The organism is Ferruginibacter sp. (assembly GCF_031391665.1).
Lineage (GTDB): Bacteria > Bacteroidota > Bacteroidia > Chitinophagales > Chitinophagaceae > Ferruginibacter.
The window spans coordinates 16,214-30,657 of record NZ_JANMUN010000218.1; the positions used below are offsets into that span (position 1 = coordinate 16,214).

At 36.5% G+C, this 14,444-nt stretch carries 12 protein-coding genes and 1 tRNA gene; 2 read left to right on the forward strand and 11 right to left on the reverse strand.

Going from position 1 to position 14,444, the window contains the following annotated elements:
- Positions 1-119: 119 nt before the first annotated feature.
- The 4 genes from ACY651_RS16465 to ACY651_RS16480 form a co-directional block, all read right to left on the reverse strand.
- Positions 120-2,798, reverse strand: coding sequence for a TonB-dependent receptor (locus tag ACY651_RS16465; RefSeq protein ID WP_462254587.1), 2,679 nt, complete (start codon positions 2,796-2,798; stop codon positions 120-122).
- A gap of 163 nt (positions 2,799-2,961) precedes the next feature.
- Entirely contained in the window at positions 2,962-3,612 is a 651-nt protein-coding gene (locus tag ACY651_RS16470) for an alpha/beta fold hydrolase (RefSeq protein WP_462254588.1), read from the reverse strand.
- A gap of 42 nt (positions 3,613-3,654) precedes the next feature.
- Positions 3,655-4,434, reverse strand: a complete 780-nt coding sequence (locus ACY651_RS16475) for a hypothetical protein (RefSeq protein ID WP_462254589.1) — start codon at positions 4,432-4,434, stop codon at positions 3,655-3,657.
- Positions 4,435-4,563: 129 nt separating this feature from the next.
- On the reverse strand, positions 4,564-5,172 hold the full coding sequence (locus ACY651_RS16480; RefSeq protein WP_462254590.1) for a DUF445 domain-containing protein: 609 nt from the start codon (positions 5,170-5,172) through the stop codon (positions 4,564-4,566).
- Between the two features lie 174 nt (positions 5,173-5,346).
- On the opposite strand from ACY651_RS16480, the gene ACY651_RS16485 reads away from it, so the two are divergent.
- Positions 5,347-5,423 (forward strand) — tRNA-His (locus ACY651_RS16485).
- A 168-nt stretch (positions 5,424-5,591) separates the two neighbouring features.
- Positions 5,592-7,757: a carboxy terminal-processing peptidase gene (locus ACY651_RS16490; protein WP_462254591.1), complete on the forward strand. Its 2,166-nt coding sequence runs from the start codon at positions 5,592-5,594 to the stop codon at positions 7,755-7,757.
- 64 nt (positions 7,758-7,821) lie between these two features.
- Here the strand turns inward: ACY651_RS16490 and ACY651_RS16495 are convergent, their stop codons facing one another.
- The 7 genes from ACY651_RS16495 to ACY651_RS16525 form a co-directional block, all read right to left on the reverse strand.
- The gene (locus ACY651_RS16495) at positions 7,822-8,331 is read right to left on the reverse strand and encodes a DinB family protein (protein ID WP_462254592.1); all 510 of its coding nucleotides are present in this window, start codon (positions 8,329-8,331) and stop codon (positions 7,822-7,824) included.
- Between the two features lie 103 nt (positions 8,332-8,434).
- A complete protein-coding gene (locus ACY651_RS16500; protein WP_462254593.1) occupies positions 8,435-9,154 on the reverse strand; it encodes a pyridoxine 5'-phosphate synthase in 720 nt (239 codons plus the stop codon).
- 96 nt (positions 9,155-9,250) lie between these two features.
- Positions 9,251-10,204: an NAD(P)-dependent alcohol dehydrogenase gene (locus tag ACY651_RS16505; RefSeq protein WP_462254594.1), complete on the reverse strand. Its 954-nt coding sequence runs from the start codon at positions 10,202-10,204 to the stop codon at positions 9,251-9,253.
- A 310-nt stretch (positions 10,205-10,514) separates the two neighbouring features.
- On the reverse strand, positions 10,515-11,195 hold the full coding sequence (locus tag ACY651_RS16510; protein WP_462254595.1) for a GNAT family N-acetyltransferase: 681 nt from the start codon (positions 11,193-11,195) through the stop codon (positions 10,515-10,517).
- A 144-nt stretch (positions 11,196-11,339) separates the two neighbouring features.
- The gene (locus tag ACY651_RS16515; RefSeq protein WP_462254596.1) at positions 11,340-12,647 is read right to left on the reverse strand and encodes a M16 family metallopeptidase; all 1,308 of its coding nucleotides are present in this window, start codon (positions 12,645-12,647) and stop codon (positions 11,340-11,342) included.
- 6 nt (positions 12,648-12,653) lie between these two features.
- The gene (locus ACY651_RS16520) at positions 12,654-14,021 is read right to left on the reverse strand and encodes a M16 family metallopeptidase (protein ID WP_462254597.1); all 1,368 of its coding nucleotides are present in this window, start codon (positions 14,019-14,021) and stop codon (positions 12,654-12,656) included.
- 161 nt (positions 14,022-14,182) lie between these two features.
- Positions 14,183-14,444 (reverse strand): hypothetical protein (locus tag ACY651_RS16525; protein ID WP_462254598.1); only part of this gene is annotated, 262 nt, incomplete at its 5' end.

The window sequence follows — 14,444 nt, forward strand, 5'->3', positions numbered from 1 at the left end:
ATTATTTTAATATATAATTTTTCCACAAGGCTAATACTCTCCTATAAAAAAGGTTGCCATTTTTGGGCAACCTTTTTATCAATTTAAAATATTTTACGATAATATAATAACTCTCATTACTAATTGCCCATTCCCTGTTGTGCATTTTGCATATTATCCATTTCGCCTCTCATATTTTTACGCTTTAATAAGTTTACATCAAATTTTCCAAAGCGCCAGTTAAAGCTTAAACGGGCAACCTGCGGATCTCTGCGGCGCTGGGTATCATAAATTAAAAAAGAACTTTCTGCATGAGTGGCGTTTAGTTTAGTTCTAAACACATCATTCATTTGCAGGGTTAATGATGCGGCATTATTTTTTAAGAAATCTTTTCTTATAGCGATTTCTATTCCGTAGTTTGGCTTAATATAACCCTGTGCCCCTGGCTGGCTTTGGCCAAAACCGCCACCGCCACCAAACATTCCGCCTCCGCCGCCACGTCCTCCACCGCCCCCACCGCTGCTGCTAGCAGGCTGTAAAGTTTTTGCCTGGTAATCGCCGCTTAATTGAATAGAATAATTTTTAGGCAGTTTAAAACTGTTATTAATTTTCGCAAACCAGCTTACCAGCGATTGATTAATACTGCCCGGAATATTACCTGCTTTTAAATCGGTTTTATACAAATTAAAATTGGTTGACAGATCCCACCAGCTGATAAATTTATCTCTTACAGTTAACTCCAAACCATAAGTAAAACTGCTGTTGGCATTGGCATAAGTGTTAAATGTTGCACTGTCAGAAATGGAAGTGTTGGGGTTTACATCACGGTATTGATAACGTGTAATTAAATCGTTGGTATTACGAAAGTACACCGTAGTAAAAAACGAATGCTTATTATTAAATTGATTTTGATAAGACAATTCTGCAAGATTGGTAAACTCCGGTATCAGATCAGGATTGCCTTTAGAAATGTTTAAAGGATCGCTTACATCAATAAATGGTATCAGTTGAAAAAAGTTAGGCCTGTTTATCTTTCTTGAATAATTTAACTGCATATCCTGCTTCTCTGTTAATTTGTAAGTAAGAAAAGCACTGGGGAATAAACTAAAAGGATAACTGTTGCTGAACAATTGATTTTTTGTAATAAGGTTACCATCATACTTACTGCTTTCTAACCTTAATCCAAGTTGGTAAGTAAAATTTTTAAGCTGTTGTGAGAAAGTAGTGTAGCCTGCATACACTGCATCGGTAAATTTATAATCGGTAATAATTTTATTGCCAAAAAAAGTTTGTCCGTTGTAATCTTTATTAATGTTTGTAATTGTATTAAAACTCCTGAAATCTCTGAAGGCAGCTCTAGCACCAAATTCAATTTTCATTTTTGCGGTAATGGGGTTGCTGTAATCCGTTTGTACAGTATAAAATTTTGTAGTGCCACCACCGGCGGTGTTTTGAAAAAGATTGAATCCTTTTGGAGTGCTGTTACTGCTAAATTGTTTTTGATCGTTATCCGATTCGTTATCGTTTTTACTGTAATTAAAATTTACATCAGCAGTAAGTTCTTTACCGGCCTTTGCATAGTTATGTTTGTAACTTAATGTGCTGCCGTAATTTCTAAAATTACCAATGCTGTTTGATGTACGTGTGGCCATTTCGCTTATAGCCGTAGAAGTGTAACTGGTATCATTATAACTTGTAAGAAAATCTTTAGTTTTAAACTGCCCCCTTACAATATTACCACCAATAGAAAATGTATTTCTGTTGTTTAAAAAATAGTCCATTCCCATACGTCCAAAGCTGAAAAAACCTGTGTTAACGGGGTTATTATTTTGTACAGAGTGGGCTACACTGTTGGTAAAAAAATCTGTACGTTCTGTTGTCACTTCGCTTTTAGATTTGCGTATGCCCAACATACCAGCCGCAAAGAAATTCACCTTCTGTTGTTTAATGTTTATATCGCCGCCAAAGCCCGGCCTTCCACGGCTGTCGATACTGGCCCTAACGTTACCGTTATATCCGGCTTTACGGTTTTTCTTCAGTACAATATTTAAAATACCGGCACCGCCACCACTGGCATCGTATTTTGCGCTGGGGTTGGTAATTAATTCTACAGTTGCAATTGCATCGGCAGGTATCTGGTCTAATGTCATTGTAGTTGGCCTTCCATCAACAAAAATTTGTGGCGCAGCATTACGCATGGTAACGTTACCGTCAATATCTACACTAAGGCTCGGTACATTTTTCATTACATCTACGGCGGTACCACCAACGCTGGTAAGATTTCTTTCTACATTAAAAATTTTACGATCAATACCCATGGTAAGTAATGGAGTGTTGGCAATTACTGTTACACCTGCCAGTTGCTGTGCATCTACAGTAAGTTTTATGTTGCCCAGATCTTTATCCACGGCACTAAGCATACCGCTCATGTCGCCGGGTTTCATTCCCGACATATTTAATTCAAAGGCAACTTTTCTTTCAATGGGTTTGTAGCCAATAGCAGTTATTTTTAATTTATACTGCGCCATTATGGCTAAGTTCTCTAAACTGAATTCTCCTTTTTTTGTGGTAAGCATACCGCTAACTACCACGTCTTTTCTTTTTTTGGTAATTGTGTCTAATTTATTTTGAATAAGCTGCACCGAAGCGGCTTCAACAGGTTTGTTGGTTATACTGTCAACAAGTTTACCATAAAAATGGCCGAGGTTCATATTTTGGCCGCCACCCATTTGCCCACGGCCTCCGCCAGGCATTTGTGCATTTAAAGTAACTGAAACAGAGAGAAAAAGAATGCTGAAGAAAATTCTAAAAAAATTCATACTGTATTTTTAATGTTAGTTTTATGGTTAGACGTTTTTTTGCAGAAAAACTGTCGTATTTAAAAAAATAATAACCAAAGGTGGCTTCAAAAGTTCAATTGTGTGATGGTTACATGATGAGTGGTAGCATAACTTGTAGAGAAGCGGCTTGCTATCTTTTCTATCAAACTTCAAGTATTGCAGCTTCCAGAATGCTGGATATTTCCTTAGCCTGCGTAACTACTATTAAATGCCCGCCGCCTTTTATTAAATAATCGGGCTTAAACTTAATCATCGGCAACACCCTGTCTTTATTACCGTGTATGCGAATTAAGTTTGAAGGTGTAACGGTTCTTTTCCAGTTTAAAATTTCGTTTACTGCCCATCTGGAAAATTCCGAGTTGGAAGCTGCAAGAATTTCGCTTAAAAGCAATTTATCTTTTGGTGCAGAAATGCCAAACACCCAGTTGGTTAAAAAATTTATTTTATTGGTTGATTTTAGGGGAATGATTTTGTTAAGCTTAAAAAATCCGGCCATCCGGTAATAAAAAGGAAGCTCCTGCCGCCGTGTAACGCTTGATAAAAGAATAGTTTTTTGTGGCGTAATAAATTCTAAAATTTCTGTGGCAAGTATGCCGCCAAACGAAAGCCCAACTAATATAAATGGTTTTGAATGATCAATTTTTTCGGCAATCCTTTTTGCATAACTGCGGAGCGGTTCGTTTTTTTCGGGTATCAGCCAGTCGATAAATACAATCTCTGTATTTACCGGAAAGGTTAAATATTTAAATGCCCTGCTATCGGCACCCAAGCCACTAAGAAAATAGATCGTCACTTTTGTGTTTTATTTTTCTGTTATCCAATGTTCCGGGCTGTTTTATTTATTCCACGATCTCTTTCTTTCTATATAGTACCAGGGAATATTAAATAGCCCTTTTTTAAGGTCAATATTTATTTTATCTCCAATATTTAATTCTGCAAATTGAGTGGCCGAAACACTAATTCTCTCTTTGTCATAATGATGTCCCCATGGTGCAACTTCTACATAATAAGTTGTACTGCGTCTACTACGACTAATAGTTTTTTCAAGCACTTCTGACTCATAGATTGTCGGTTCGGAATAGTCGTAAGTGCAATTAGCAGCATATGTTCCGGCATAACTATAAAGACTCACATTAAATATTAAAGAAGTGTAAATCCACCATTTATTTCTTGTTGTCTTTGCTATTAATTTGTGTGTCAAAAAAAGAATTGTCAAGATAATTAAACAAGTTATTGTACCCGGGATAATCAGGCTGTAAAAACTTTCAAACTCAAAGTCCAGCAAAACTCTAATTAGTATTACCCAGGTAGCAACGTCAATAAAATCAGCTACATCATATTTATCCTCTCCATTTTTGTCGGCACTAATTTCTACAAGAGTTGCCATACTTGGCTTATGTAAACCATTTAATAAAAGTCCAATTACAGGAATTGCTAATAAAATTCCTAATAAAATATTATATGGTCTTGGGTAAATAAAAAACCAAATTGCCAATCCTATAGTGATCCATTCAAGCCAATCTAATTTATGAAGTGTTAGCTTGCTAAAAGTTACAGCATTAGATTTTTTCTCTCGAGAATTTTTAATGATTTTTCTTTTTTGGCCTTTTCTCATTTAGTTTAGTGTATCTAAAAATAGCGTACAACCCTTACCTTGTAGAAGGCTGTGTTTTTTGAAAGCCTCTTTTTAATCAACCCGCCTTCGACAAACTCTGGCTGACAACTTTTATAACATGCATTTTATTTAATTGCTCATAACCTGTATTAGTACCTGCACCAACCCAATCAGCAAGCCAAAAAAACCACCAATTATTTCTAAAAATTTAAACTCTTTTTTGGTTATCTGGTTTAAAATATCTTCCAATTTTTCTGATGAAAAACTGGCTACTTTTTCAGTTACAATTTTTTCCAGGTCAAGGTCTTTTTCCAATTTGGTCATATAACTTTTCATCAGGATAGGGAAGAGGCTTTCCAGCTCCATTAAAAAAGCAGCTTTTAACTGGTTAATAGTTTTATCCCCAATAAACATCGACAGCATCGGAAAAAGATCAGTCAGTTTTTCCCGTAAAAATTTATCAATATGCTTTTCAATTTCAGGTTTCAGCATTTGCAAATTATCGGGGTTGGTAACTTTGGCTTCAATTTCGGCAAACGATAAAAACTCTTTACTAACCACCTGACCCAATTTTTGAGCAATTAATTGTTGATTTTTTGGAAAGATCCCCTGCAGCTTAAATCCAAAAATATTTACCGGGTTACGGGGATGGAATAACATTTTTATCGCTATCCATGTAGTTACCCAGCCGGTAAAGGTTGATAACAAAACAGGAATTATATAATTTGTCCAGTGCATTACGTTCAATTTTCGATTGCAAAGAAAACGTATTATACTCCTTACTCAAAATGTAATTTTGAAGGAGAAAAGTTTTTCTTTACTTTTGCAGCATAATCAAAAACGGTAGTCGTAGCTCAGTTGGTTAGAGTCCCGTAAGTACGGGATGATTCTGAGTTTAATTAAAATAAAACGGTAGTCGTAGCTCAGTTGGTTAGAGCATCAGATTGTGATTCTGAGGGTCGGGGGTTCGAGCCCCCTCGATTACCCCAAACAAAAAATGCTGCATTAAAAGCAGCATTTTTTGTTTTAAAGACAATTGATGATTGCATCGGCCATTTATCAGCATATTTTTCCACAAAAAGCCTTTAACAAAACATTATTCGTATAACTGCGTTAAACTGTAAATAAAAACAACGCTTTTACGTTAATTTTACATCATGCAAAAAATTGCAAACTTTATGATGAGTAAAAAATTTATTCCGGTTATACTGGTGCTTACCGGGGCAAGCCTTTTTGTTGCGTTTCAATCGCAGGGAAAAAACGAGAATGATGATAATCCAAAATCGAAGTACACTAAAGTATTACGTAATGTGGGTATTTTGCTGGAAGAAGGACATTACAGCCCTAAAAAGATAGATGATAATTTTTCTAAAGAAGTCTTGAAAAAATTTACTGAAGAGTTAGATAATGAAAAAAGTGTATTTCTTCAAAGTGATATAGAGTCGTTTAAAAAATTTGATGCCAGGATAGATGATGAGATACACGGCAGCGACCTGCAATCTTTTTTTGCCATTAACGAAGTATATATGAAAAGGCGTGACGAAAGTTTTTTATTGATAAGTGAAGTTTTGGCAAAGCCTTTTGATTTTACAAAAGATGAAACCATACAAATGGACAGGGATAAATTAAGTTTTCCTAAATCGGAAGCAGAGCGTAAAGAAGTGTGGAGAAAATCGCTTAAATATATTGTGCTGGGCAAATTTGTAGAACTGCAGGAAGACAGAGAAAAAAATAAAGGTAAAAAAGATTTTGTACAAAAGGCAGACAGTACATTAGAAAGAGAAGCACGGGATTATGTAAAAAAGAGAATGGACAGATCGATGACAACCAAAAAAACGCATGAAACAACAGATGAAAATTTCAGCACTTTTGTAAATGCTATTTCTCAGAGTATGGATCCCCACACCGATTATTTTCCACCAATCGACAAACGTTCATTTGACGAAAGTATGAGCGGAGGATTTTATGGTATTGGTGCCCAGCTAAAAGAAGAAGATGGCAAAATTAAAATTGCCAGCCTTATTGCAGGTATGCCCGCTGAAAGAAATGGGGATATTAAAATTGATGATGAGATAATTAAAATTGCACAGGGCAATGCGGAGCCTGTTGATGTAACAGGATATTCGGTAACTGATGCCGTTAAATTAATTAGAGGAGCAGAGAAAGGATCGGAAGTAAAATTGACTTTTAAAAAAGCAGACGGTACTATAAAAGTAGTTTCGTTATTAAGAGATAAAATAAAATTAGAAGACACGTTTGCCAAAAGTGCTGTAATAAATGGCGAACATAAAGTAGGGTATATTTATTTGCCTGAGTTTTACCAGGATTTTCAGGATCCTAACGGCCCAAGATGTTCTAACGATGTGGCTAAAGAAGTAACCAAGTTAAAAGCAGAAAATGTGGAAGGTATTATTATTGACTTAAGAGGCAATGGCGGCGGATCGTTATCTGAGGTGGTAAAAATGGCCGGTTTGTTTATTGAAGACGGCCCAATTGTGCAGGTTAAAGGCAGAGATGAAAAAGCAACAGTTTTAAGAGACAGGGATAAAAATATTTTATACACCGGTCCACTTACTGTAATGGTAGATGAGTTTAGTGCATCAGCCTCCGAAATTTTTGCTGCTGCCATACAGGATTATAAACGTGGAATTATAATTGGCAGCACTTCTACTTATGGTAAAGGAACTGTGCAGCGCAACATTCCATTATCGCCAGAAAGTGAAAACCCTTTATTTGCCAATAAAAATACCGAAGATTTAGGTGCATTAAAATTAACCCTGCAAAAGTTTTACCGCATTAATGGTGGTGCTACCCAATTAAAAGGTGTAACCCCCGACGTGGTTTTGGCGGACAGGTACGAGCATTTAAAATTCCGTGAAAAAGATAATACCTCATCACTTTCGTGGGATGAAATTGCAAAAGCAGATTACCAGCCCTGGACAACCTCAACCACTAACGATGCAGTTGTAAATATTACTTACGATAAAATTAATAAGGGTTCTGTTTTCAGTAAGATAAAAAGCAACATCAACTGGTTAAGCACCAACAGCGAAAAAGAAAGTTCGTTAAATATTGTAAAATATAAAGAAGAACAAAAGCAGGTTAAAGCAGCTTACAAAGAACTGGATACTTTGTTCAAACTTCCAAAAGAGCTGGTAGTTAAAAATGTTGCATCCGATACCGTAAATATTAATGCAGCAAAAGACAGGGTAGAAAGAAACAAGCAATGGCTTAAAAGATTAAGCGGCGATATTTATATTGATGAAACATTAAAAGTAGTAAACACTATGATAATGCAAAAAGCAACCGCTAAAAATAATTAATCAAAAAATACTTCATAAAAAAAATCCCGTTTTGCATATTGCTTAACGGGATTTTTCTTGTGGCTTACAAATATCTTTCTTTTAAAACATTAATGTGATGGTACACATGCCCTATGGCAGTAAAGCCCATGCTGGCCGCCGTTGCAGGATTGTTATTGGCGGAACCGCTGTTGCTTAAAGCCGCTTCGGTAAAACTGTTGAATAATATTTCAGTAGATTTTCTTACAAATAAAAATTCATCTGCCAGCTCTTTCCAGGTGCGTTCGTTGGCATTACTGGCTGCTGCATAATCATTTTCATCAAAGCCGGGCAGGTTGTTTTTTTCTTTACGGGCAAAGCATAAACTGCGGTAAGCAAAAATGCGTTCGGTATCCGTCATGTGCTGCAGCAATTCTTTGATAGTCCATTTACCAGGCGCATAAGCATAAGCAGATTTGTCTTCATTAATGCTGTGTAAAAAATTAGACAAAATAGGGTATTGCTTTTGAAATGCTGTGGTTAAATCTTCCTCCGGTACAAGATCAATATATTTTTGAAAATAAGTAGAATGGCTTGTTGCTGATGGTTTTGGCATAATGAAAATATTTAAGCGAAAATTTTGTAAGGTATAAAAATAAGAATTATTGGTTGTATTTGGAAACGGCTTTTTATTTTTTAGGGAGTTGGTGGAATGTATTTTATTTCAAACACCGCTTATACAACTGCACCGCATTCTCCAATCCTAAATAAATAGCATCGCATATTAATGCATGGCCAATTGAAACTTCCAAAAGGCCGGGAATATTTTCGACAAAATATTTTAAGTTGTTTAGATCTAAATCGTGGCCGGCATTAATGCCCAGCCCCAGCTCGTTTGCTTTCAAAGCTGCGGTTATGTAAGGTTGTATTCCCAATTCCTTATTCCCAATAGCAAATTCCCTTGCATACGATTCGGTGTATAATTCAATGCGGTCTGTGCCGGTGGTTTTAGCGCCCTCTACCATTTCAATAACAGGGTCAACAAAAATAGAAACACGGATGCCGGCATTTTTAAAAACAGCAATGATGCCGGTTAAATACTCTTTATGTACAATCGTATTCCAGCCATGGTTGCTGGTTAATTGATTTTTACTGTCGGGCACTAATGTTACCTGTGTGGGTTTGTTGGCTAAAACTAAGTCCACAAAACTTTGTTCGGTGCAATTGCCTTCAATATTAAATTCGGTGGTAACTATTTTTTTTAAGTCGTACACATCTGCGTAGCGTATATGTCTTTCATCCGGCCTCGGGTGTACGGTAATACCATCGGCGCCAAAGCGCTCCATATCTTTTGCACTTTTAATTAAATCTGGATTATTACCACCACGGCTGTTACGCAATGTGGCCAGTTTATTTATGTTTACAGAAAGTTTGGTCATGATTGTTTTGTTCTTTGGCAAATTTACAATTCTAGCAGCACTCAGCCTGAGCTTTGGTTCTTGAAGACACAAATCTTGGCAGGAGGCATTTGGTGTTTAATTATCCATGGTAATAATTACGTTACCAATTTTCTGTCCTGCTGCCACATATTCAAATGCTGCAGCTATATCTTCAATAGGATATTTTCTATCTATAACTGGTTGAAAGTTTCCGTTTTCTATCAGGGTTTTAATAAAAGCAAGACAAGCCTTAAAATTTTTGGGCGGAGCAAATATTTCTTTTTTCCCCGCTGAAAAAGGTGCCATAAGTAGCTGCAAAAAATTAGGCCCGCCGGAGGAATTATAAAAGCCATTGCTGTTTAAAATTTTTTTGCATTTGCTGAAGGAACTTTTGCCCACCGCATCAAAAACAAAATCGTACTGCTCTTTATCTTTTGTAAAATCATCCGTTTTATAATCAATAATTTTATCAGCCCCTAACGATTTTACCAATGCACTGTATTCGTTACTGCATACTGCTGTAACAGATGTACCGGAAAATTTAAAAAATTGAACCATAGCAGATCCAATTGCTCCTGTTGCACCATTTACCAATGCTTTTTGACCAGCTTTGGGATTCATTTTTTTAAAAACGCTGCATGCGTAAAACGCTCCTTCAATACTTGCCGCAGCCTGTTCGTAACTTTGGTTTTCGGGCATGGTGATAAGGTCTTTATTTTCGGGTAATACCAGGTAATTAGCATGAGATCGTAATCCAAAAAATTCAAAGCCCATTACTTTATCACTGGTTTTAAAAGTGGTTACATTTTTACCTGTTGCTTCAATTTGGCCGGCAAAATCTGTTCCGGTAATACTTAGCCTTGGTTTTAATAATCCTGTAAACAACCGCATAAAAAATGGCAAGCCCGACAGTACATGGCAATCGGTTCTGCTTACAGTAGTGGCATATACTCTTACTAATACTTCATTGTGTTTAGGAACAGGTATTGCAACTTCTTTTATTGATAACAGTTTTGGCAAGCCATATTTTAAACGAACTGCAGCTTTCATTTTACTATTTTAATTTTGTGTAATGATCTTCCTCTGAAAATTTAATATACAATTGAAAGTGTAAAAGAATATTGCAAAGCCATTGCTTTAGTCAACTAAAATAATCTTAAACCACCCAATGCAAAAATATTTTTCAGCCCTGGTTCGTGTCTTCACGAACCAATCGCTAAAGTCCTGGTCTTTTCAATATCAGCTTAGTGGTTATTACTTCATTAATTTTTGTTTTACGTAACTTTTTAAAACTTATAATCCAGAGGATTACAGCGAAGTGTTCGTGTGATACGAACCTTGGCGACGAGACGCTGTGAGCTTACAACCGTTTCATAAAATAAAAATTCATTGAGCGGCTAACGGTAAAGCCGAGCCTTTTATAAAGCGCTATTGCTCTTTCATTATCTTCTCTTACATGTAAAAATGGCTGCTGCCCCAGTAGCAGTATAAGTTGTAACTGATGTTGCATTAAAGTATTAGCATAGCCTTTGCCAGTATGATCTGGATGTGTACATACCGCACTTATCTCTGTATAGTTTTGTACATGCAGGCGCTGTCCGGTCATGGCTACCAGTTTATCGTTTTCAAAAATGCCATGGTAGTGCCCGAAATTAATGGTGCCTTTTCCAAATGGTCCGGGTTTAGTGAGTGCTGCCAGGTGTACCATCTCGTCTATATGCGTTTCGCCTAACGGCTTCACCTCATCGAATTCTTTTTTGATATCACCATTGCCTTCATAAACAAATTGTAATCCCGGAATATCATGCTGTACCTGCCAGCCGTTGGGTGAAGTGATTGGAGATGGAATGGCGTACAAAATTCTGCGGCCCAATGGTAGCAATTCATACAAGTCGGCAAAACCTTTGGTATAACTTTCTTTAAAACCTACAAATGGAGAAACCGATTCATCAAAATATTTCACCGCATCAGTACCCAAACTGACGTGTTTATCGCCTGAGCTCAACGCATTAAAAACGGGATTGTGCAATACATGTATCACTTTACAAAAGTATTGGTTTTGTAAATCTGTTTTATAAATCGCTTGATGACAATACATTTTCTCCGTTACTATTTTATATTTAAACAGTAATTAGGCGAAGAGCTCAACGCATTAAAAACAAAATTATGCAGCAGATAACTCATTCTATTTACCAAACGATTCCTTACCCAAATCAGAAGCACCAATATAAGCCCAGTTTATATTTTTTGCATAAGCATTTAAAACCTGCCGCATCTCTTCAGCATTTACGGTACTCATTCTGGAGGCAAGATTTTCTGCAAGTTTCCAATCACCCATTATTTCTGCTTCACCTAATTGGTTAGCGATCTCCGACATTATTTCCTGTCGTTTTGCATAAGAAAGCAAATGAGATTTTCGTACATTCTCCATTGTTTTTTCAGAATACGTTTTGTTTTTCATAAAAGATAATATTAAACGCATGGCTTTTACTGTTTCTGCAGGCTGTGTAGTGCTTGCATACAGCGTAACATAAGAAATTTTACCTTCTGACATTGATGCCGAAGGTGCATAAGAAAGCTGTTTGTTTAAACGAATGTAATCGAACATAGCGCCATTTAAAAGCGTAACAGCCAAACGAAAAGCCGGATAATTGGGGTCATTTAAAACAGGGGCATTAATAATGCCGGCAATATAGTTGGTTGCAATGCTTCTGTTTTCTATTTTATAAAGCTCTTCTGTAAAATTTGCATTTACAACATTTGCAGCGGTGTATGTTTTAGCCGGAATAGTGGCAAAAGCTTCCTGTATTTTTTTCTCCAGATCTTCCCTGGAAATATTACCGGCAACCACCAGGAACATGCGGTTTTTGTTGAGCAACGTATTGAAATAATAATCTTTTACAGCATCCCTGTTTAATAATTGCAAACCTGCAACTGTACCAAAGGGATTAATGGCATAGGGTGTACCGAAAAATGCAAACTCCTGTGCAAACCACTTTAAACGGCTGTCAGGATTTGACTGCTCGCCTTTAAGATCATTTATTTTCTGTTCTTTTAAAAGACTGAATTTTTGTGTTTCAAAAACTGGAGATGTAATGGCTGAGGAAAACAATTTCCATGCTTCGTTGGTATATCTTGAGATGCAACTCAATTTTACTACACCATAATCATTATCGGCAATACCAGCAATGTGTAATCCATATTCATCTATCTGATCATTAAAATCATTAGCCGGATATTTGGAAGTGCCGCATTCTATTAAACCCGACAAAGCCAACGATTCAATGCCTGTATTGGCAGCGGAATAATTGGAAGTACCTCCCCTGAAATACATGTTCATTACCAGTGTTTCCTTTTGGGTTTGCCGCAATATAACTTTAAGCCCGGCGGTGGTAAACTCAACAGTATTGCTTTGTGCAAAGCCTGTAGCCGTAATTAATAACAGCATACATAAAATGCCAATGCCATAAAATTTTAAAATAATAGTTTTCATTATAAATTATTTAGAGAAATAAAAATTTGGATCGGTGGAAAGGTTTGAACCTTTTGGTATAATAAGGCCCGTGCAGGAAAATCTGCCTTTTATATATTTTCTTACATAATTTTTTATATCAACAGGAGTTACTTTGTCCATGTTCTCCCGGTAAAAAGTATAATAATCTGTAGATGCACAGGCCCACCAGAAGGAAATTAAATGTACATACCGCTCTACTTCTTCCCGTTCTTCTACCTGTGTGATGTACAGTATTTTTTTTGCCCGTTCTAATTGTTTATCCGAAATATAATTATCATCATCCCACTGTTCTATTTCCTTTTGCATGGCCTGGTAACATTCTTTTATTTTAGATGGATTGGGAGAAACAGAAAATGTAATGGGCCCTACATATTTTTGAGAATAATAGTTGATCTGAATATCATTTGCCAAACCAGTTTCCTGCAATGCCTGCGTTAATTTAGATCGGCGCTGGTTAAGTATGTACGAAAAAACATCCGCAGTATAAGTGCCCTGTATATCGTTCCTCATATCGGGGCCCTGCCAGCGTATAATCAGCAGGGGAGACTCCGCCAAGGCAGATTCAATAACAACATGGCTGTTCTTTTTTAAGGGTTCTATTTCGGGTATGGGAAATTCTTTTAAAGGATCAAAAGTTGAACTTTTCCAGGAACCATAAATCTTTTCAACCTTAGAAAAAATTTCGTTATGCTCAACATCACCTGCAACAATCAGCAGGCAATTATTAGGATAATAGAATTTGTTTTTTATGGTTTCCATTTTTTCAGGCGTAGCCGAAAGGATAACATTGTGGTTGCCTATTATATTTTTACGGCTGTAGTTATTTCCCCAAAGCAGGTGATTGATGGTATCTATCAGTATAAAATACGGACTCGATTCGTGCCTTTGAAATTCTGCATCTACTATTGGGTTTTCTGCAGTCATGTCGGCTTTTTTAAACTTTGGATAACGAATTGCAGCGTTCATAAACTCCAGGCCTTTTATGGTATTTTGTTTTGGAAGAGTAAAGTAATAAGTAACATTTTCTTCCAGGGTTTGCCCGTTGTAACTCATATCAAGCTTATCTACGGCCTTTAAAAAATCTTCCTGGCTTTTATATTCTTTGTTCGATTTAAAAAACATGTGTTCGTATAAATGACTAAGGCCATTATACTCATTATCCTCGGTAAAGGAACCGTTTTTACAGGCAATTTGAATTGTAGAAAAGGGAATAGTGTGATCTTCCAGCACCATTACTTCTAAACCATTTTCAAGTTTTTGATAAAAAACATGATCCGGAACTTTGGGCTGCGAAAAGGATTTTAAAAAAAGTGAGAAGACAAAAGCGGGTAGCAATATTTTTTTGTAATGCATAAGGATTGATAGAGATTAGCTGTATAATAAAATTAAATATAGTTAAATAAATTAAATTTTAATAATGAAGATTGCAGTGCAGTTGAGCTTGTACTTTGTTTTTGGTATGACTGCACATCGCCATACTTCATACCAACAATATTGGCCAGTAATTTTAGTAACTAATAAGAATATCTATAAATGAACCTATCTCCTGCAAGCGATGTACTTATCCTAACCCATATCTCTGCTGGATAAGATGGCCGTACACTCCAGGGAGTTATCTCAACAGGAAAAGCAGCACCTCCCTGGCCGACCACCTGGTGCAGACTGTTATAACCGGTGATATAAAATAAATTAGGGATTACAGGAGAAACAAAATCAAGGTAATTTGCAGAGCCGTTTGAGTTGAATACAATCGGATGAGTATTGTTACCCAGTAAT